Annotated in this window: 18 protein-coding genes; 6 read left to right on the top strand and 12 right to left on the bottom strand. The window is 64.6% G+C overall.

What is annotated here, in order from left to right; translation table 11 throughout:
- Nucleotides 1–85 precede the first annotated feature (85 nt).
- Nucleotides 86–940 (top strand): helix-turn-helix transcriptional regulator, encoded by an 855-nt coding sequence (locus RM530_RS09325; protein WP_311364955.1) that lies wholly within the window; start codon nucleotides 86–88, stop codon nucleotides 938–940.
- 11 nt (nucleotides 941–951) lie between these two features.
- Here RM530_RS09325 and RM530_RS09320 read toward each other — a convergent pair whose 3' ends face one another.
- The 8 genes from RM530_RS09320 to RM530_RS09285 form a co-directional block, all read right to left on the bottom strand.
- A complete protein-coding gene (locus RM530_RS09320) occupies nucleotides 952–1,956 on the bottom strand; it encodes a diguanylate cyclase domain-containing protein (protein WP_311364954.1) in 1,005 nt (334 codons plus the stop codon).
- 8 nt (nucleotides 1,957–1,964) lie between these two features.
- Complete coding sequence (locus tag RM530_RS09315; RefSeq protein WP_311364953.1) at nucleotides 1,965–2,546, bottom strand: chemotaxis protein CheB; 582 nt, start codon at nucleotides 2,544–2,546, stop codon at nucleotides 1,965–1,967.
- On the bottom strand, nucleotides 2,536–3,381 hold the full coding sequence (locus RM530_RS09310) for a CheR family methyltransferase (RefSeq protein WP_311364952.1): 846 nt from the start codon (nucleotides 3,379–3,381) through the stop codon (nucleotides 2,536–2,538). Before RM530_RS09310 ends, RM530_RS09315 begins: the two co-directional genes overlap by 11 nt.
- Nucleotides 3,382–3,401: 20 nt before the next feature.
- Entirely contained in the window at nucleotides 3,402–6,998 is a 3,597-nt protein-coding gene (locus RM530_RS09305) for a response regulator (RefSeq protein ID WP_311364951.1), read from the bottom strand.
- A gap of 87 nt (nucleotides 6,999–7,085) precedes the next feature.
- Nucleotides 7,086–7,526, bottom strand: a complete 441-nt coding sequence (locus RM530_RS09300) for a tellurite resistance TerB family protein (RefSeq protein WP_311364950.1) — start codon at nucleotides 7,524–7,526, stop codon at nucleotides 7,086–7,088.
- A 20-nt stretch (nucleotides 7,527–7,546) separates the two neighbouring features.
- On the bottom strand, nucleotides 7,547–8,269 hold the full coding sequence (locus tag RM530_RS09295) for a hypothetical protein (RefSeq protein ID WP_311364949.1): 723 nt from the start codon (nucleotides 8,267–8,269) through the stop codon (nucleotides 7,547–7,549).
- A 198-nt stretch (nucleotides 8,270–8,467) separates the two neighbouring features.
- Nucleotides 8,468–9,130: an alpha/beta hydrolase gene (locus RM530_RS09290; RefSeq protein WP_311364948.1), complete on the bottom strand. Its 663-nt coding sequence runs from the start codon at nucleotides 9,128–9,130 to the stop codon at nucleotides 8,468–8,470.
- A 58-nt stretch (nucleotides 9,131–9,188) separates the two neighbouring features.
- Nucleotides 9,189–9,746, bottom strand: a complete 558-nt coding sequence (locus RM530_RS09285; RefSeq protein ID WP_311364947.1) for a TIGR04211 family SH3 domain-containing protein — start codon at nucleotides 9,744–9,746, stop codon at nucleotides 9,189–9,191.
- A 217-nt stretch (nucleotides 9,747–9,963) separates the two neighbouring features.
- Here RM530_RS09285 and RM530_RS09280 point away from each other — a divergent pair, with 217 nt between their 5' ends.
- The 5 genes from RM530_RS09280 to RM530_RS09260 all read left to right on the top strand — a co-directional run bounded on the left by RM530_RS09280 (nucleotide 9,964) and on the right by RM530_RS09260 (nucleotide 15,520).
- Complete coding sequence (locus RM530_RS09280) at nucleotides 9,964–10,629, top strand: hypothetical protein (protein WP_311364946.1); 666 nt, start codon at nucleotides 9,964–9,966, stop codon at nucleotides 10,627–10,629.
- 74 nt (nucleotides 10,630–10,703) lie between these two features.
- The gene (locus tag RM530_RS09275; protein ID WP_311364945.1) at nucleotides 10,704–12,524 is read left to right on the top strand and encodes an HTTM domain-containing protein; all 1,821 of its coding nucleotides are present in this window, start codon (nucleotides 10,704–10,706) and stop codon (nucleotides 12,522–12,524) included.
- Nucleotides 12,514–13,341 (top strand): TatD family hydrolase, encoded by an 828-nt coding sequence (locus tag RM530_RS09270; RefSeq protein ID WP_311364944.1) that lies wholly within the window; start codon nucleotides 12,514–12,516, stop codon nucleotides 13,339–13,341. Before RM530_RS09275 ends, RM530_RS09270 begins: the two co-directional genes overlap by 11 nt.
- Nucleotides 13,342–13,464: 123 nt before the next feature.
- Nucleotides 13,465–14,187 (top strand): response regulator, encoded by a 723-nt coding sequence (locus RM530_RS09265; RefSeq protein ID WP_311364943.1) that lies wholly within the window; start codon nucleotides 13,465–13,467, stop codon nucleotides 14,185–14,187.
- 16 nt (nucleotides 14,188–14,203) lie between these two features.
- A complete protein-coding gene (locus tag RM530_RS09260) occupies nucleotides 14,204–15,520 on the top strand; it encodes an ATP-binding protein (RefSeq protein ID WP_311364942.1) in 1,317 nt (438 codons plus the stop codon).
- Between the two features lie 195 nt (nucleotides 15,521–15,715).
- Here RM530_RS09260 and RM530_RS09255 read toward each other — a convergent pair whose 3' ends face one another.
- From RM530_RS09255 to RM530_RS09240, 4 genes are all read right to left on the bottom strand, one after another.
- Nucleotides 15,716–16,189, bottom strand: a complete 474-nt coding sequence (locus RM530_RS09255; RefSeq protein WP_311364941.1) for a GDP-mannose mannosyl hydrolase — start codon at nucleotides 16,187–16,189, stop codon at nucleotides 15,716–15,718.
- Between the two features lie 56 nt (nucleotides 16,190–16,245).
- Nucleotides 16,246–16,836: an ATP-dependent Clp protease proteolytic subunit gene (locus RM530_RS09250; protein WP_349256212.1), complete on the bottom strand. Its 591-nt coding sequence runs from the start codon at nucleotides 16,834–16,836 to the stop codon at nucleotides 16,246–16,248.
- A 61-nt stretch (nucleotides 16,837–16,897) separates the two neighbouring features.
- Nucleotides 16,898–18,553 (bottom strand): isovaleryl-CoA dehydrogenase, encoded by a 1,656-nt coding sequence (locus tag RM530_RS09245; protein ID WP_311364939.1) that lies wholly within the window; start codon nucleotides 18,551–18,553, stop codon nucleotides 16,898–16,900.
- Between the two features lie 134 nt (nucleotides 18,554–18,687).
- Nucleotides 18,688–20,235 carry a peptide MFS transporter gene (locus RM530_RS09240; RefSeq protein ID WP_349256207.1) on the bottom strand — a complete coding sequence of 516 codons (1,548 nt, stop codon included), beginning with the start codon at nucleotides 20,233–20,235 and terminating at the stop codon, nucleotides 18,688–18,690.
- Nucleotides 20,236–20,275: the final 40 nt, after the last annotated feature.

Raw genomic sequence — 20,275 nt, 5'->3', positions numbered from 1 at the left:
CAGTCTGGCGCGGCTCTTCTTCGAAGGAGCTATTTGCGTCGACGGAAGTACTTTTCGCGAATGGTTGCTCAAGGAGCTTTTGCAGATGATCCCGGCGACGGGGGCGATGTGGCGACGCGGTCACATCGTGTCAGAGATTACGCACAGCCAGACGCTGGTCAATCTGCCGCCGACCACTGCGGCGGTGCTGTCGCGCAATCGCGCCAACATCGCCGTGTACGCGGCGATCGGCGCCGAGCCCGGTGTTGCCGTGGCGCTCGAAGACCTGATCAGCGACGAACAACTGCGTGTTGAGTCCTTCAACCGAAGAGTGCTGGAGCCACTCGATCTGGGCCGTATCCTCGCCATTCGCGTGGAAGACAAGCTCACCGGGCTGTGTACCGAGATCGCGCTGTTCCGCAGCCTTGATGATCCACCGTTCGGCAGCGAGGCGAAGTACCTGCTGGCGCGCGCCGCGCCGCTGATGACCGCCGCCGCGACGCAGTCCTACTTCCTCAATGCCGCGCGCCCCACCGCCAGGCACTGGAACCGGCCGACCGCGCTGGTGGACAGCGAGGGCCGCGTTTACCACGCGCAGGATTCGTTCCTGTCGATGATCCAGAAGCATTTCCCAAGCTGGCGCGGCGGCCCCTTGCCGTTCGACATTCCGGACGACACCATGCGCAGCGAGATCACAGTGGGTCGGCTCACCGTGTTCGTGGAAGTCGACAAGGATCTGGCCTATGTCCGCATCTGGGAGCGTGGCGCGCTTGAACGCCTGACGGATCGGGAACGTGAGATCGCGGATGCGATCGCCTCGGGACGCAGCTACAAGTCCGTGGCACGCGATCTCGACATCTCTCCGTCCACGGTCTCCAACCACCTGCAGCGCATCTACACCAAGCTGGCCGTGTCCAGTCGCGACGAACTGGCGTCTTTGGTCAACTCCGGCGCCGACTGAGTCCGAAGAACTCAGTCGGCGACGACGCACCGGTTCTTGCCACCGCGCTTGGCGGCGTACATCGCCCGATCGGCCGCCCGTACCAAGCTGTCGGCATCTGCGGCGTTGATCGGGAACAGCGCAAGCCCGAGACTTGCACCGACCTCGACTTCGACCGAGTTTGCCGGTTCACCAGCGCTCAGGTGATATGGCTCGCGCAAAGACACGCAGATGTCCTCGGACAGACGCAAGGCCGCCGTCGTCTGGTCGACAAAGCCCTCCATGATCACCGCGAACTCGTCTCCGCCCAGACGAGCGACCGTGTCTTCTGTACGCGTCATCGTTCGCATTCTCTGCGCGATGCTCTTGAGCAATTCGTCGCCCGCATCGTGCCCGTGCTGATCATTGACCGGTTTGAACCCGTCGATGTCGATGTAGGCCAGTGCGAACATGTGTCCACTGCGGTGGCTGCGCTCGATCGCCGTCGCCAGCCGGTCGTGAAACAACATGCGGTTGGGTAGTCCGGTCAGTGGATCATGGCCGGCCTGATGGCGCGCCAGCGCTTCCAGCCGCCGACGTTCGGTGATCTCGATCTCCAACTGCTTGTTCTGCTCGGCGAGCCTCGCCAGCAGCACCTCCAGTTCGCGGCGACCACGAAACAGGTCGAGGAAAATATTGACCTTCGACAGCAGCACCATGTCGTTGATCGGCTTGGTGATGTAGTCGACAGCGCCGGACCGGTAGCCGCGCAGCCGGTTGAGTTCGTCGCTGCTGGCGGCGGTGACGAAGATCAACGGCGTGTCGCGCGTGCTTTCCTCCTCGGATAGCAGGCTGGCTACTTCGAAACCGTCGATATCGGGCATCTGTACGTCGAGCAGAATCAGTGCGAACTCGTGCTCCAGCGTGGCCGCCAGTGCCTCGTTGCCTCCATTCGCCTCCACCAGTTCGGCATCGACCTTGGACAGCAGCCGACGCATTGCGACCAGATTGGCCGGCGTGTCGTCGACGACCAGTATTTTCGGCCTGGTCCCTTTCATGTGCTGATTCATGCATCCAGTCCTGCAAGTCGATTGAGCTGCGGCCCGAGCTTCTCAAGGTCGAGCACATAGTCCGCGCCGGCGATATCCAGCGCGGCAGCCGGCATGCTGGGCGCTTCCGCGGTCGCGGGGTTCTGGACGATGGCCAGCCCGCCGCGTGAGCGGATCGCGGACAGCCCGCGGGCCCCGTCATCGTTGGCGCCTGTCAGCACGACTCCGATCAGCCCGGAACGATAGACGTCTGCGGCACTGTCGAACAGCACGTCTATCGACGGTCTCGAAAAGTTCACGCGCGCCTCGGTGGAGAATGCGAACCGTCCGTCGGTTTCGATCAGCAAGTGCATGCCGCCCGGCGCGAGATAGACATTGCCGGCCTGCGGCGCGACTCGCTCCGGCGCCTCGGATACATTCAACGGCGTCCGTGCGGCGTACAGCTGAGCCATGTCGGACACGTCTTCGGTTGCGGTGTGCAGGACCGCGATCACCGGCCAGGGAAAACGGCCGTGCAGGGCCGCGAACAACGTTCGCAGGGCATGAAAGCCGCCCAGCGAAGCGCCAACGACCACTGCCCGATACCGTCTAGACGGCATTCGTGCTGCGTAGCCTGTAGAAGGCGTGGCCGCTGCTCACCGGCTTGAACTCGTCCGCCAGCGTGGACAATATCAGCGATTCCTTGTTGCCGAGACACAGATAGCCCCCCCGCGCCAGGCTGTCGCGAAACAGCGTCAGCACGCGATCCTTGAGGCTGTCGGAAAAGTAGATCAGCACGTTACGGCACAGAATCAGATGCGCCTCGCAGAACACGCCGTCCGCCGTGAGATTGTGATTGGCGAAGCTGATGTTGCGCTTCAGGCGTGCGTCGAGCTTGATATGGTCATAGCCGGCCACGTAGTAGTCGGACAGCGAGCCACTACCGCCGGCGCGCTGGTAGTTCTCCGAGAACAGTCGCGCCTCGCGTGCCGCGTAGATACCTTCACGGGCGCGGTCCAGCGCGTGCTCGTTGAAGTCGGTGGCGTAGATCAGGGCCCGGTCGTAGAGACCGGCTTCCTCCAGCAGGATCGCCAGCGAATACACCTCCTCGCCGCTGGCGCAGCCGGCCTGCCAGATGTTGAACTGCGGGAAGCTCGACAACCACGGCAGCACGTCCTCGCGCAGCTGCTGGAACACCTCCGGGTTGCGGAACATCTCCGTCACCGGCACCGAAAGACGCGCGATCAGTTGTGTCAACAAGGTCTCGTCATGCAACGCGCGTTCCGTGAGTTGCGAGATCGTGGCCAGGCCGAAGTGTTCGGTGGCACCGCGCACGCGGCGCTTGAACGAGGCTGGCGAATAACCGCTGAAATCGTAGCCGTAGCGCAGCTGCATGGCCTGCACGAACAGGCGAACTTCGATGTCCTGCAGGTCCGATGGATGGAGGCTGCTCATGCGGGCACCCGGCGGCTCCGTCAGGCCAGCGGTTTGCGAATGTTGTCGCCGCCGGCCCAGACACGCATCAGCGACACCAGCCGCTCGACGTCGATCGGTTTGGACAGATAGTCGTTGGCGCCGGCTTCAAGGCATTTCTCGCGATCGCCACGCATCGCCTTTGCGGTGAGCGCGATGATCGGCAGACGCAGCCATTGCGCGTTGCCGCGGATGCGGCGCATGGTTTCGTAACCGTCCATGCCGGGCATCATGATGTCCATCAGCACTATGTCCACGACGGGCTGCTTCTCCAGCTGCTCGAGTGCCTTGAAGCCGTCCTGCGCCGCCACTACGTTGAGGCCGCGGCTACGCAGCGCCTTGGACAAGGCGAACACGTTGCGCATGTCATCGTCAACCACGAGCACGGTCTTTCCAGCCAGGTCGGTACTGCGCTCCGGCTGGGGCACCAAGGCCGGCGCCGATGCCGATTCACGGCGGATCGCGTGCAGGAACAGGCTCACCTCATCCAGCAACCTTTCCGGCGAGCGCGCGCCCTTGATGACGATGCTGTCGGTGTATTCATGCAGCTGGAGGTTCTCCTCGCGCGTCAGCTCGCGTGCCGAATAAACCACCACGGGTGGCACCGGACCACTGCGTGCTGCCTGTTCCAGCAGATCGAAGCCGGTTCCGTCCGGCAGCCCCAGGTCCAGAATCACGCAGTCGAACTGGCCGTCCTGCAAGGCTTTGAGACCATCGGCCGCCGTCGCCGCCTCGGTGAGTTCGACCTGCGCTTCGGACAGCAGCTTGCGTACTGCGACCCTTGATGCATTGTCATCGTCCACCACCAGCACGGTGCGGGCGCCATTCGAGGCGAAGTGCATCACGCGGTCGAAGGCCTGGTCGAGACCTTCCTTGCTGACGGGTTTGTGCAGGAAGCCGACAGCGCCCAGCTCCAGGCTCTTGGCCGACTCCTCGCCAGCGGAAATCATGTGGACAGGGATCGTGCGCGTCACCGGATTGCGTTTGAGGTGCTCGATCACGTCCAGGCCACTCATGCCCGGCAGAGCCACATCCAGCAGCACGCCGGTCGGCCGATACTGCCCGGCCAGGATCAGGGCACTGGCTCCGTCGAGCGCGGCGAGCACTCGAAAGCCCTTTTTGCGCGTCACATCCACCAGGATCTTGAGGAAGACCGGATCATCTTCCACCGCGAGTATCACCGTATCGCCGGCCTCGATGCGATCGCGGTCGTCATCGACCAGTGCCCGCGTACTGACCGGCGCTGCCGCTTCGGTCAAGATGGTCGGCGGCTGCGGCGCCTGCGTCGTCACCCCGTCGCGACGCAAGGGCGCCTGACTTGGCCGGTCGGCCTCGGCGGGTGGCATCTCGGGCAGGATCAGGCTGAATGAGGAGCCCTCGCCTTCGCGGCTGTGCACGCCGATTTCCCCGCCAAGCATCATCGCCAGACCGCGCACGATGGAAAGCCCGAGCCCGGTCCCGCCGTAATTGCGGCTGGTCGAACTGTCGACCTGCTCGAAAGCCTGGAAGATGCGCTCCAATTTTTCAGCCGGAATGCCGATGCCGGTGTCGGTGACCACCAGGCGTACGAACGCCGGAACCCCGCCAAACAGGCGTTGCTCACGCACCGGCTCGATGCGCAAACTTACGCCACCGCTGGCGGTGAACTTGAACGCATTGCCGATCAGGTTCACCAGGATCTGTCGCAGTTTGTGCGAGTCGGTCTGCAAGCATTCCGGCGCCTCGGCGGCGATGTCGATATGGAAATCGAGCCCGCGCTGACGTGCGACATGCTGGTACTCGCGCTTGAGCCCGGCGGCGAACAGCGGCAGGTCGATGAAATCAGTGACCACCTCCATCTTGCCGGCCTCGATCTTCGACAGATCGAGAATGTCGTTGATGAGCTGCAGCAGATTGGTTCCGCTTTCGAACACGATTCGGGCGGATTCGATCTGGTCTTCGCTGAGGTTGCCTTCGTCGTTGTCGGCCAGGGTCTTGGCGAGTATCAGCAGGCTGTTGAGCGGCGTACGCAGCTCGTGCGACATGTTCGCCAGAAATTCCGACTTGTACTGGCTGGCCTGTTCCAGGTCCTGGTTGCGCTGCTCGAGTTCCCGCCGGAAGCTCTGCAACTGCTCGTTGAATTCGCCCAGGGTACGGCTCTTCTCCTCCAGTTCCTCGTTGGTCGATTGCAGTTCCTCCTGCTGCACCCGCAGTTCCTCTTCGGACGCGCGTAGCTGCTGGCTCTGTTCTTCGAGTTGCGCATTGCTCGACTGCAAGGTTTCATTGCTTCCGCGCAGAGCCTCCTGTGAGGCATGCAATTCCTCGGCCTGCGCCTGAGTTTCCTCGAGCAACTGGCGTGTGCGTTGTGCATGTCCCAGAGACTCCAGAGCCAGGGACATCACTTTGGTGAGTTCCGTGACGAGTTCCTGCTGGCGGACATCGATGGCTTGGAATCCGGCCAGTTCGAGCACAGCGACCACGTTACCGCCAGCGGTAATCAGCGGCCACAGATACAGCACCCGCGGAGTGGCTGCGCCCAGACCGGATTCGATACGCACGTAGTCCGCGGGCAAGGCATCGATCCGCATGGGGCTTCGCGTCCGCACGCATTGTCCAACCAGCCCCTCACCCTCGCGAACAGCCTTGGTCGTGGGCTGCGTACCATGACTTCCGATGGGCTCGTAGGTGTCTTGTTCGGCATCCCGGTAGAACAAGGCTCCGTACGGCAGCTCGACCACGGGACACAAACGCGAGAGTACGATGGTGGCGAGCGCGCGTGGCGTCGCCTCAGAGCCCATATCCACACTGATGCTGGCCAAACAGGTCTTGATCCACTCCCGATCGGCGGTATTTCGTGCAGCGTCCTGGAACACTTCGAGCGCACGCGCGATATCGCCGACCTCATCGCGGTGGCTCCTGTACGACAGCTCGATATCGAGTCGGCCGCCGGCCAGCTCCTGGGTCTCGCGCGTCAGCTTTTCGAGCGGGCCGGCAATCGAGCGGGAGGCCAGCCGCAGCGTCCCCCAGCCGATGAAGATCCCGAGCGCCAGCATGCCGAGCACTTCGATGTTGCTGATCAGTTTGGACCGGTCCAGGCGCGCTTCACGCTCCGCCAACAACTTGCGTTCTGCACTGATGAAGCGCGTCAACTGGTCGAACAGCTGATCGATCACGACGGCACCGCGCCTGAGCGGGCCGTCCTCCATCGAGAACGGCGCACGCAAGGCGGCCAACCCGCGGCGCCCCTCGACCGCCAGCATCGGCACGACGACGATCTCGCGATAGTCGTCCATCAGCTCACCGATCCGCTCGGCACCGACCCGCTGCTGCGGATTGTCGCTGACCAATATCACCAGGGATGCCAAGGCATCGTCGAACCGGCGGGCGGATTCACGATAGCCAGCGAGCTCATCCGGCGACTCGTAGATCAATGCATTCCGGACCAGTCGCTGCTGATCAAGCACCAGGCCCTTGATCTCCTCGCCGGCGAGCAATACCTCGAGGGTATGCGCGGTCCAGCGGCGCGCGTCCTCGGTGAGCTGCTGCGATACGAAGAACAGGCCGCAGGTCACAGCGAACAACAGCAGCAAGCTGCCGAAGGTCACGGCGATTTTGGTCATGACCCGCCGGTTTGCCAGCCAGGCCCGGCTGAGCTCCCGCTTCGCCATCAGCGCCGCACCCCGTTCGCAGCATGGACCAACGCGGGATCAGTCACCCGAGACGCGCAGCTTTTCGCGTATGAAATCCTTGTGCGGGATATGCAGCATGTCCGCAAGACGCCGCACCAGCACTTCCTCGTTCGGATCGAGCCGACCGTCCGCAAAAGCGACCTGCCAGATCATGTTGATCATGCCCTGACGGTCTTCGTAACTCAGTGAGCGGTTCAGGGTCTCGACAAATCCGTAGAGCGAGGTCGTGCTGCGCAGCTCCCGGCCGGCGCGTTCCATCAACATGTCGAGCGCGGCCGAGTCGAGCCCGAAATGGCGCCCAACCAGGTCACGCACGGTCTTGTGTTCGGTCTCCTGCAACTCGAAATCGGCGCGGGCGATCTCCAGCAACAGCACCGCAACCGCCATGCGGCGTTTCGCTTCCGGATCCTGGTTCGGTTCATCGCCACGGGCGAACAGCTTGCTCAGCGCTTCCAGCAATGGTCAGTCCTTGTGTTCGATCAAAGTCCAAGTGAAACACGCAGGCTGAAGACATCGTTGTCGCCCACGTGCTCGTACTCCGGTGTCAGCGCCATGAACCCGAGCGTCATGCGGACGCCCGCGAAGAAGCGACCCACGTCGACATCTTCCTTGTCGAGCCCGAATTCGTCGGCGGCGTCAACGGTGCCGAACACCATACCGGCTCCGGCGTAGGGCGTCAGCAGGGTGAAGCCCTTGGAAATCGAAACGTCGAGGCCCGTGGAGTCGTAGTCGATATCGTCGACACCCGACAGCTTGCTGTAACTGGCGCGCACCGCCACCGCCGGCGATGCGATCCCGCCTTTCCACACCGCATAGCGCAGTTCCGCGCCGAACAGGCTGCCGTCGGTGCCCGGCACGGCGCTGTAGAACGCTCCCACATCGACCCCGAACGGCAAGCCCTTGCTGACACTGATGCCGGCCATTCCGATCTCGCCAGGCTCATCACCGGTCAGGGTCTCCCACGCGTCCTCGTTCTCGACCGGCACGTAGCTGCCGAACATGCCGATCGAAAATCCGCTCAGACCGGACGGCTCGGCCGGACCCAGTGCCTTGTAGTTCAGGGCCGCAGTGATGTCCTTGGCGACATCACCGAAAGCATCCTGGTCCGGCGTCTCGATATCGAAATCGCCGGCCAGCGCCTGTGCCGAGAATGCAAGGCTCAGCAGCACTGCAAATGGGGGCAGAACGCGCAATCTGTGCATGGGGATTCCCCTCCTTGGTTATTGCGGGCGAGCATACCAAACCGAATGTGAACGCCTGGCTTCGAGCAGCGCCTTGCAGCTCAGAAGTTGTTAGCGTGAATCACTCGCGGCGTGATGCCGACCGACCCGCGCGAATGCGAGCGCTGGGTGAGGGCAACGGCCATGCCGCAGCAGATTCATACTGAGTCCGGCAGGCTGCTAGGCCTGCAGCAATTCATCCAGAAACGGCACGACGGCATCGCGCACCACATCGAGCCGGCCATGGAAGAAGTGCCCGCAGCCTTGCGCTGTCACCAGGCGCGGCCTGGGCGACAGCGTCTCGATCTTGCTTGCGGTTTCCGCATACGGCACCACCTCGTCATCCGTGCCGTGGATCAGCAGCCACGGACAATCCGGCTGCGGCGTCTCGCGATCCTCGAAATAGCGAAACGGCGGCGCCACCGTCACCAGCGCATCCGGCTTCACCCGGGCGGCCGCGCCGAGCGCGACATAGCCACCGAACGAGAAACCGGCCATCACCGTCTGCGCATCGGGCATCTGCGCCTGCATCCACTCGAACAGCTCGATCGCGTCATCGGTCTCGCCAAACCCCTTGTCGTGTTCACCCTCGCTGGTGCCGACGCCGCGGAAATTGAAACGCAGCGCGTACAGCCCGGCCTGCTGCGCAGAGGACGCCAGCATGTACGACACCTTGTTCGACATCGCACCGCCCATCAGCGGGTGCGGATGACAGACCACGGCGAAGCCCGGGCGCTGGCGCGACTTGCGGGGAGCCGACAGGATTGCCTCAACGGCTCCGCCTCCGGCGCGCAGGCTCAGGTTCCTGGATTCGCCGACAGAGGGTAAGGAATTCGAGTTCATGAAATGGGTCGTTTCAGCACTGCATGGTGGTAGGTTCGCCGGCCAGCGGCGAAACGGATCACAATTCTCGCCAGCCGGCGGGCGGCTTGGCCAGTCGCCGCGTCGCCCATGCGCCCAAGGCCAGACCCACGACAAACACCAAGGCGCCGGCAACCAGCGCATCGCGCTGCGCTCGCGCCAGTTCGGACTTGCGCTGTCGCAACTGCTCATCCGCGGCGCTTTTCTCAAGCTCGCGCCGCAGGCGCTCATTGTCTTCCAGCAGCGCCTCGACATCGACCCCCGACAGCGCCTCCAGTTCAAGGATGCGGGCTCGCGCCGTTTCAAGATCGGCCAGCACCGATTCCATCTGCTGGCGCGCGCTCGGCTGCTCGCTGAGATAACGCGACAGCAACCAACCGCGTCGTCCGTCCGCGGTGGACACGCGGGCATAGCCGCTGTCGGTATCCTGCGCCAGCACGGTCACCGCCTCACCACTGTGCACCAGCCCGAGCACCGTGGCATCGGTCCCCTTCGCCGCACGCAAGGTCACGGCCAGCTCATCGCTGACATAAGCGCGCGCGTCCTGCGCCAGAATCGGCGCCGGCAGCAGTGCCGCAAGCGTCAGCCCCAGCCTCATCAGCGCCCCGACCGCCCCAAAGGCTGCGCGCAGCCTTCCCCGAGCATTCCCTTGCATGCACATGATCGACCAGCCCGCCTTCGACATTCGCCGGTGCGAGCATAGTGCAGCGCTTGTCAGCCCGCATGCAGCTCCATATAGTCAGTGCAGCACCGCCGCACTCGAACCGGTGTATGGCGTAACGACACACCCAAATAAACTGGATGGGGGAGCACGGATGCGTTCGATCGCTCTAGCAGCAGTCACCGTCGGCGCTCTGGCGACGGTCGGCTTGGCACAGGCGGACACCTGGGACCGTTCCTCGGAATCGCGCGCCAGCGCCTATGTCGGCATGGAATTCGGTGGCACCACCACCACGAACCGGGACGTCCCTCTGCACTACGGCTTTCGCTTCGATCAGGCACGAAGCCACCGCTGGCAGACCGACACGTTCGGCGGCACGCCGTTTGCAATGGCCGACTTCACGGCGCAGGGGCTGGAGCAGATCAGCTTCAACGGCGTTCCCATGGTTCGCCGCGCGGCGATTCCCGGCAACCGGGCCAACGGCGACGACACCGAATATCAATGGACGGACTGGGCGTTGATTGCGGTGGCGGCGGCCGGCTTTGGATACCTGATCTATGAAATCAGCGAAGGCGATGACGACGACGAGCCCGAACCCGCCGAGGACACCGGCGGTGGGCTGCTCGGCGGTGACGGCGGGGGCTTGCTCGGCGGTGGCGATGACGGAGACGACGGTGACGGCGGCGGGCTGCTCGGAGGACTGCTCGGTAGCGGATACCGCGACGGCGGCTACGTGCGCGGCCTCGGTGAACGCGTCGATCCGGAATACCAGCGCTGGCTGGACGGCGGCAGCGGCCAGATGGGCGACCTCGGCGGTTGATGACACACTTGCAGTGACACGGGGGAGCGTTCGCGCTCCCCTTTTTCGTGGGGGCTGACCATACTCGGGGAAACATGACCGTTCGTTCGCCCATCCGCCTGCCGGACCGCCTGCTCGATCTGTTCGCAATCGATCTGAGGACGCTGGCGCTGTTCCGCATCGCGCTGGGTCTGCTGCTGTTCGTGGACCTGTGGCAGCGCTTTGCCGACCTCGGCGCGTTCTACAGCGATTTCGGCGTGTTCCCGCGCGAAGTCGCCGTGACCAGCGCCGGCGCCTGGCGTTTCTCGCTACACCTGTCCAGCGGCTCGGTGTATTTCGAGGCCGCCTTGTTCGTCGCGCAGATGGCCGCGGCACTGGCGCTGGTAGTCGGTTGGCGCACACGCCTGGCCGCCGTGATCAGCTTCGTACTGCTGGTATCGCTGCAAAGCCGCAACCCGCTGATCCTGATCGGCGCCGACAATCTGCTGAGCTGCCTGCTGTTCTGGGGCATGCTGCTGCCGCTCGGCGCGCGCGCCTCGCTGGATGCCGCGCTGACGCACGCCGCCCCGCCTGAAACGAATCACTATCGCAGCTGGGCCAGCGCCGGCCTGCTGCTGCAGGTGCTGTCGGTGTACTTCTTCACCGCCTGGCTCAAGTCGGACGCGGACTGGTGGCCGGACGGCAATGCGGTCTATTACGCGCTCAAGCTCGACCGCTACGTCACGCCTATCGGCGAATGGCTGCGCGATTTCCCAGGGCTCATGCGCACGCTGAGCTACGGTGTCTACGGCCTCGAATGGGCTGCACCGCTGCTGGTGTTGTGTCCATGGTTCAACCGCATCACACGCGGCGTCGCGCTGCTGTTGCTGGCGCTGATGCACCTCGGCTTCCTCGCCTGCCTGACGCTGGGTCTGTTCCCGTTCGTGAGTCTGTGCTCGCTGACGGTGCTGATCGGCGGAGGGCTGTGGGACTGGCTGGGAACTCGCCAGCAACTCGGACGCGGCCTGCGTGTCCACTACGATCACGACTGCGCGTTCTGCCGCCAGAGCTGTCGCGCGCTGTGCGCACTGCTGATGCTGCCGCGCGCCGAAATCCGTCCGGCGCAGGACAGCCCGCGCGCCGACGCGCTGATGCAGGCACATGGGTCGTGGGTTGTCATCGACTACAGCGACACCGCGCACCTCAAGTTCAGTGCCTTTACCGCGCTGCTGAAAGCCTCGCCGTGGCTGGCCCCATTCGGGCATCTGCTCTCGGCGACCTGGCTACAGACGCCCGGCAACCGACTCTATGACTTCGTTGCGAATCATCGTGCAGCAGTCGGTCGAGCGAGTGCCTGGCTGCTGCACGAGCGCCCGGTACGCTTCGTACCCGGCCACGCCTCGCAGATCATCGCCGCGATTTTCCTGTTCGGAATCCTGGCCTGGAACCTGAGCTCGGTGCAGGCCCTGCCACGCTTCGTCGGCGGGCCGGTCGAGCCGGTGTTCAACTGGCTGCGCATCGATCAGAACTGGAACATGTTCGCGCCGCGCCCGTACCGGGACGACGGCTGGATGGTGGTTCCCGGCCGCCTGGTGGATGGTTCCGAAGTCGACGTGCTGCATCCGGGACAGACGCCGAGCTTCGACAAGCCCGCCCACATCGCGATGACCCATGCCACGCCGATCCGCTGGCGCACCTATCGCACACGGTTGTGGCAGCGCGAATACGCCGACCAGCGCGGGCACTACGCGCGCTACCTGTGCCGCGACTGGAACCTCAAAGCCCGGCCGCAGCAGCGCCTGCTGTCGCTGCGCCTGATCTACATGCTGGAGCGTACTCCGCCGCCCGGCGAAACGGCCCGGATCGAACAACGCGTACTGTGGCGCCACGACTGCCTGGCGCCGGCGACGCGAACCGAGGGTGTCGATGCCTACTGAGCACGATGCACCGGTGGGGCTGATCGACATCGGCGCCAATCTTTCGCACGAAAGCTTCAAGGCCGATCTCGACGCCGTGCTGGAACGCGCCTGGGCTGCGGGCCTGGAGGCCATCATCGTCACCGGCAGCGACCGCGACAGTGCCACGCACGCGGTCGAACTCGCGCGCCGGCATCCGGGCCGCCTGTACGCCACGGCCGGCCTGCACCCCCACCACGCCGAGCACTGGAATTCCGATCTGCGCAGCCATTTTCAGACGCTGGCGCAGGACCCGGGCTGTGTCGCCCTCGGCGAATGCGGGCTCGACTATTTTCGTGATCTCGCACCGCGCCCGGCGCAGCGCCAGGCGTTCTCGGAACAGCTTCGGCTGGCGGTCGACTGTGCCATGCCGGTATTTCTGCATCAGCGCGACGCACATGCCGACTTCCTGGCGATCCTGCGTGAATTTCGCCCGCAGCTGAAGGCCGCTTGTGTGCATTGCTTTACCGACAGTGTCGAAGCTCTGGACGACTACCTCGCGCTGGACTGCCACATCGGCATCACCGGCTGGATCAGCGATGAGCGCCGCGGCGCTCATTTGCTCGAATCGGTGCCGCGCATTGCGGACGACCGCCTGATGATCGAGACCGATGCGCCCTATCTGATGCCGCGCAATCTGCCGCGCGAGGTCCGCAAGCAGGCGGGCCGGCGCAATGAACCGGCGTTCCTGCCCGCGGTGCTGGCGGCCGTGGCCGAGGCGCGCCAGCAGACAGCATCACAGCTCGCTGGCCTGACCCGTGACAACGCGCGCGCGTTCTTCGCGTTGGATGCGGTATGAGCATGGCGTCTGCGGTCCGCGATGCCCTTGGCAAAAGCGGGTACGCTTGAACCTGGGCTTGATGACGAACGCGCCTAGACCCGGTCCGGGGAGAACAGGCTGATCCGAATCGGCCAGACAGCAATGGAAACCGATCTAAGAAACCGCCGCGTACTGGTCGTCGACGACGACGATCGTCTGCGCGCCCTGATCGTCCGGCATCTCAACGACGCCGGCATGGATGCGCGCGGCGTGCCGGATGCGCGCCAGATGCAGCGTTGGTTGGAACGCGAGCATCAGGACCTGATCGTGCTCGACCTGATGCTGCCGGACGACGACGGGCTGCGTGTGTGTTCGCGCCTGCGCGCCGAAGGCAACGACGTGCCGGTGCTGATGCTCACGGCCAAGGGCGACGACGTGGACCGCATCCTCGGGCTCGAAGTCGGCGCCGACGACTACCTGCCCAAGCCCTGCAACGCACGCGAACTGGTGGCGCGCGTCAAGGCGATACTGCGGCGTACACGCTCGACCCCGCCGGGCGCGCCGGAACCGCAACTGGGCCAGTACCGCTTCGGTCCGTTCATCCTGGATTTCGAACGGCGCAGCCTGACGCGCGACGCGGATACCCGCATCCCGCTGACCACCGGCGACTTCGCGCTGCTGTCCGCCCTGATCCGTCACGCCGGGCAACCACTGTCGCGCGACCGTCTCTACGTGCTGGCCACCGGGCGCGAATACCTGCCCGAAGACCGGGCGATCGACGTCCGCGTGTCGCGCCTGCGCAAACTCCTGACAGACGACAATTCCCAGCCGCGCTACATCCAGACCGTCTGGGGCTTCGGCTACGTCTTCGTCGCGGATGGCTGAAACCGCACCGCCACGGATGGCGGGGCCAGGCTCGGGATCCGGATCGTCCATCCTGACCGCGCCCAGCGCACATCAGCAGACCTTCTTCGCGGTCGCTTCGGCCGTAGTGGTGACGATCGGCAGCGCGATCACGCTGGCCTGGGTGTTCATCGCCGGCGTCCAGTTCGACAGCGTTGGCGATCTCGTCCAGGCGCAGTACCGACTGGCGCAGTACATCTACGCGACCGCCGATTCCGACGAACAGGCACGCGAAATCCTCAAGGGTTCCGGGCTGGAACTGAGCCGCGAGCCGCCGAGCCTGGGCACGCCGCTGTCACCGATACGGATCACCGCGCGCAGCGTCGCGCGTCGGGCCTCGGAACGGCTCGGGGTGCCGGTGGAGGTCCGCCGCGACGGCGAGCAACGCGTGGTGTTCTGGATCGGCCCCACCCCCGACATCGGCGGCGACTGGCTGGCGCTGCCCCTGGCCTACGATCCCGGCAACGTACGCCTGCTGATTCTGATCTGGTTTGCCGCGGTGGCCGCCGCGATCATCGTCGCGTCGTGGTGGCTGGCCGGGCAGATCAACCGTCCTCTGCAACGTCTCGCCGCCGCGACCCGCACGCTGGCGGAGGGCAAACCCCTGCCTCCGGCCCGCGAGGAAGGGCCGCGCGAGGTCCGCCAGCTGGCCGCAGCCCTGGGCGACGCCGACCGCAGGCTGCGCGACGATCTGCAGGAACGCAAACTGATGCTGGCGAGCATTTCGCACGACCTGCGCACGCCGCTGGCTCGCATGCAGCTATCGGTCGATCTGCTGAAAGGCGACGAGGACACGCATCTCGCGATCGAACAGGACATCGGCGAAATCAACGCGATACTCGACCGTTTCATGGAATATGTACGGGACGGGCGCGAAGAACCGTTCGCGCACACCGATCTCGCCGTGCTGGTCCGCGAGGCGGCGCAACGCTACCGCGCGCAGATGCGGATCGAGGTGGAAGTGGCACAGCACCTCGACGCGCAATGCCGTCCGCAGGCGCTGCAACGCTTACTGCACAATCTGCTCGACAACGCCGTACGCCACGGTCGGCCACCGATCCAGCTGTCCTGCCGGCGGCGCGGCAATACCATCGAGCTGAGCGTTCGCGACCATGGCGAGGGGCTGCCGCCGACCGCGCAGGAACAACTCGGTCGACGCCCGAACCTGTCCGAAGAGCGGCGCCACGGATACGGACTGCACATCGTGCAGCGCATCGCCGCCGCGCACGGCGGCATCGTCAAGTTCCGTGACGCCCGACCCGGTACCCGCGTGCGCTTCGTCTGGCCCGACCCGCGCGGTAATCCGGAAGCCTGAACCTATCCCGCCCTGCGTGGCGGCGGCTAGAGTGGTGCCCCAGAGACAAGTATCAATTCTCGCTCGGTCTGGCGCTGCGATACGGCGTTGCTCGTCGTCACCATAGCGATGGCCATGCCTCCGCCTCGCGCCTTGTCTCTCAGCACCATCCCTTCGCGATTGATTGCACTGACCTCGGGGATACCAAAACAGGCCTCAGTCCACGAAATACGCCTTGGTGTTCGCGTGCACGCGGTCATCGCTCAGCAGCGCCGCGACCCCACACCAGCGATAGTCGCTGTGCTGTTCCGGCGGCAGTTCCAGCCCGGCCTCCAGGCGCAGTTCGTAGCCGAGCACGACGTAGTGTGTTCCGAAGCCCGGGCGTTCACCGGCATTGTTGTCGTAAACGTGCTCGTAGACGCCGAGAAAACGCGCATCGCTGCGCTGCTTCGCCCGGCCAAGCTCGCTTGCGGTCAGACGGCCGAAGGCCGCCTCAAGCGGCTCATTCTTGAGCACGCGCCCGCCAGGAACAAACCAGAAGTCGCGCGCCGGCTCGTTGCGGCGCAAGCCGAGCAACACCCGCCCCGCGGCATCACGCACGATCAGATCGATCGACACCAGCGGCGCATCACGCACCACATCCAGGAATGCGGCTCGCGACAGCATCGCCGGGGGTCCGGTTTCGCTCACGGCCCCCGACACCCGTCAGCGCGTTCGAATACCGGCACCGCTCGGTCGACAGGACTTCATCCGATTTCGGCTGCGCTCTGGACGATACGACCGACCAGACCGTAATCCTTGGCTTCCGCCGCGGACATCCAATAGTCGCGATCGGTGTCCTTCTCGATGCGCTCGATCGGCTGCCCCGTCTCGATCGAGAAAATCTCGTTGAGCCGGCGACGCATGCGGATGATTTCCTTGGCCTGGATCGCGATGTCCGACGCCGTGCCCGTGCCGCCGCCCGAGGGCTGATGCAGCAGGAAGCGCGTATTTGGCAGGCTCAGGCGGTTTTCCGCCTTGGCCGCGGCATAGATCAGGGCGCCGGCGCTGGCAACCCAACCGGTGCCCACGATCCGGACCTCTGGCTTCACGAACTTGATCATGTCGTAGATCGTATCGCCGGACTCGACGTGGCCGCCCTGGCTGTTGATGAAGATCGTGATCGGCTCGTCGCTTTCGGACTGCAAGGCCAGCAAGCGTGCGGTCACCGTTTCGGCGAGCTTCTGGTCGATACCGCCATAGATCAGGATCGTGCGCGCCTTGAACAGGCGTTCCTCGAGCGCAGGCGTGCGCGGGGCCTTCTTCTCGTTTTCGGATTCCGGATCGTCGTTGAGCATGCGGAGGTCGGTCTTGGGTTTGTTCATCAGCGCAGTTTATCCGAGTCGGTCAGTGCACAAGCTAGTTGGGGACGAAGCTGCGCTCGATCAAGGTCTGCATCGGCGCCAGCGGCGACAGCGTGCCGAAGGCCTGGCCGCGCTGCCCACCCAACCGCGATTCGCAGAAGGCATCGGAAACCACACGATTGCCGCCTCGGATCAGCACTGCCGCCTGAATCGCCAGCGCCGCGCGCTCGGTCAGGTAGCGTGCGCGCGGCTCGATGTTGTCCTTGTCGGCCAGTTCCTCGCGCAGCGCGCCGATCTCGCGGTCCAGCGCCGGATGACCACCGCGTGCCGATTCCAGCTCGGCCATCAGCGCCTCGGCCGTTGCCGGTTCGCGATTGAGCGCGCGCAACACGTCCAGACACTGGATGTTGCCGCTACCCTCCCAGATCGAGTTCAGCGGCGCCTGCCGGTACAGGCGCGGCAGGATCGATTCCTCGACATAGCCCTGGCCGCCGAGGCATTCCTGGGCCTCGTTGACGAACGGCGCGCAGCGTTTGCAGATCCAGTACTTGCCGATCGCCGTGGCGATTCGCGCGAATGCGGCTTCCCGCGGGTCGCGGGCGCTGGCGTCCACGGCACGCGCCACGCGCATCGTCAGCGCAGTGGCCGCCTCGGACTCCAGCGCCAGATCGGCCAGCACGTTCCGCATCAGCGCATGTTCGACCAGGGTCTTGCCGAAGGTCTGACGATAGCGGGCGTGATGTACCGCGTGCTGCAGGGCCTGCCGCATCACGGCGGACGAGCCCATCATGCAGTCCAGCCGCGTCAGCGCCACCATCTCCAGTATCGTCGCGACCCCACGCCCCGGCTCACCCACACGACTCGCCACCGCCCCGTGGAACTCGACCTCGCTGGAGGCATTGCTCCAGTCGCCGAGCTTGTCCTTGAGGCGCTGGATGCGCACGCGATTCCTGGAGCCGTCGTCCAGATAACGGGGCAGCAGGAAGCAGGAGATTCCCGCGTCCTCCTGCGCCAGCACCAGATGCGCATCGCAGGCCGGCGCCGAAAAGAACCATTTGTGGCCGACGATCTCGAACTGAGCGTCGCCCAGCTCATACGCGCGCGTGGTGTTGCTGCGAACATCGGAGCCGCCCTGCTTCTCGGTCATGCCCATGCCGATCTGCACGCCGTTCTTGCTCAGGCCCGGCAGCGGGCGCGGATCGTATTGCCCGTCAGCGATTTTCGACACCCACTGCCGGCCGAAATCGCCAGCGTGAAGCAGGGCCGGCACGCTGGCATAGGTCATCGTCAGCGGACAACCGGTGCCCTGCTCGGCCTGCGCGTGCAGCAATGCCAGCGCCGCGCGCGCCACGTGGGCGCCGTGCTGGCCCGCGTGCTTCCAGGCGAACCCCGGCACGCCGTGGGCCACCGCCAATTCCATGATGCGGTGATACGCCGGATGGAACTCGACCGTATCGAGACGGTGCCCGTAACGATCGTAGAGCACCAGTTCCGGCTTGTGATGATTGGCCTCGAAACCGAGATCGAGCAGTTCGCCGCCGGCAAGTTCGCCGAAGGCCTGCAGTTGACTCTCGGCCCAGCCGCCGCCTTCGCGATGCACTGCATCGCGAAGGGCCGGATCACTGACATAGGCATTGAAGCCGCTCAGCGGCGGCGCCTGGTTGGTCACTTCATGAGTAACGAAGCGTTCGGAGGGTCTGGAGATGTTCATGCGCAACTCCGCCAAAACGGGGGCTTCGACCGTACCCCGTTCCGCCGGTTCCAGCCAGAGCCACCGGCGCCACTGCATGAAAAAAGCCCGTCCGCGCTGTTGCGCGGACGGGCCTTGACCGAACCGGCCAATGCTCAGTGGATGCCGCGCATGCCCTTGCGCAACAGCGGCGACAGCGCCAGCAGCACCGCTCCGGTACCGATTCCAATCCAGAACAGCTTGCCGAACAACTCGGTATAGGTCGCCAGCGCCACACCGATGTCGGCGACCGCACCCGCGGTGGTATCCACCGAGGCGAGCTTGGAGATCAGCGCGGCCATGAATTCCGCGTAGGCCGTGGCCAGGAACCAGGCGCCCATCATCACGCCGACCACCGAGGGCACGGCCAGCTTGGTCACAGCCGACAAACCGACCGGTGACAGGCACAGCTCGCCGGTGGTGTGGAAGAAATAGGCCAACACCATCCAGATCAACGCGACCTTGCCGAGTTCGTCCGGATGCTGCGCGCCGTAGACCAGCATGCCGAATCCCAGGCCAGCCTGGGCGATGCCCAGCGCGAACTTCACCGGCGTACTCGGCTCCCAGCCGCGCTTGCCGAGGTATTGCCACAAAATCGCGAAGAAAGGTGCCACAGTGAAAATGAAGAAGGCGTTGAGCGAGCCAATCTGCACCGCCGTGAAGGTGAACCCGAATGCCTCCCGATCAAGCACCCGATCCGCGTACAGGGTCATCGATGCCGAGGACTGCTCGAACAAGGCCCAGAACACCACGGTGGAGATCGTCAGCACCGCCAGCACGATCATGCGGCTGCGTTGCTGTGCATCGCAGCGCATCGTCACGAACCAGGTAAACCAGACCAGGAAGCCCAGCGCCAGCAGGTTCAGCGCGGTATGCACCACCGGATTGAACTGCACCAAGCGCCAGATCACGAACAGCGCGGCGATCGAGCCGGCATAGATCAGCCATTCGCGCGACATGAAGCCGAACACCTTGGCCCGCAGCTTCTCGGGGTCGTGCGGCTCGGCGGCACCGTGCAGATAGCGCTGGCCCCACAGGAACCACACCAGTCCGAACAGCATGCCGATGCCGGCAGCGCCGAAGCCGTAGCGCCAGCCATAGGTTTCACCCAGCCAGCCGCACAGCAGCGTCGCCGAGAACGAACCGATGTTGATGCCCATGTAGAAGATGGTGAAACCGGCATCGCGCCGCGAATCGCCCTGTTCATAGAGCTGACCGACGATGGTGGAGATGTTCGGTTTGAGAAAGCCGACACCGGTAATCACCAATGCCAGCGAGAAATAGAACATCTGCAAGGCGCCGGTATCACGGATGACGGTACCGTTCTCGATGTAGGCCTGGGTGCCTTCGATGGCGAGGCCCAGATGCCCCAGCACCAGCAGCAGGCCACCGAAGGTCACGGCCTTGCGCATGCCCAGGTAGCGGTCGGCGAGCATGCCGCCGAGTACCGGCGCGGCGTAGGCCAGGCCGGCATAGGCGCCGAGCACGTCGAGCCCGTCCTTGTCGGTGAACAGATGGTACTTGGTGAGATAGAGCACCAGCAGGTACTTCATCCCGTAGAACGAGAAGCGTTCCCACAGCTCCGTGCCGAAGCAGATATAGAGCCCGATGGGATGACCCAAAAACGTTTGGCCGCGTGATGCGGCAGCAATGGACGTCGACATGAATCCCCGGCAAGCAATAACTTTGCCCGGAGTATACCGA

Source organism: Banduia mediterranea, from assembly GCF_031846245.1.
Taxonomy (GTDB): Bacteria; Pseudomonadota; Gammaproteobacteria; order Nevskiales; family Nevskiaceae; genus Banduia; species Banduia mediterranea.
The sequence above is the reverse complement of the archived record's forward strand: the minus strand, read 5'-3'. Positions and strand labels throughout refer to the sequence as shown.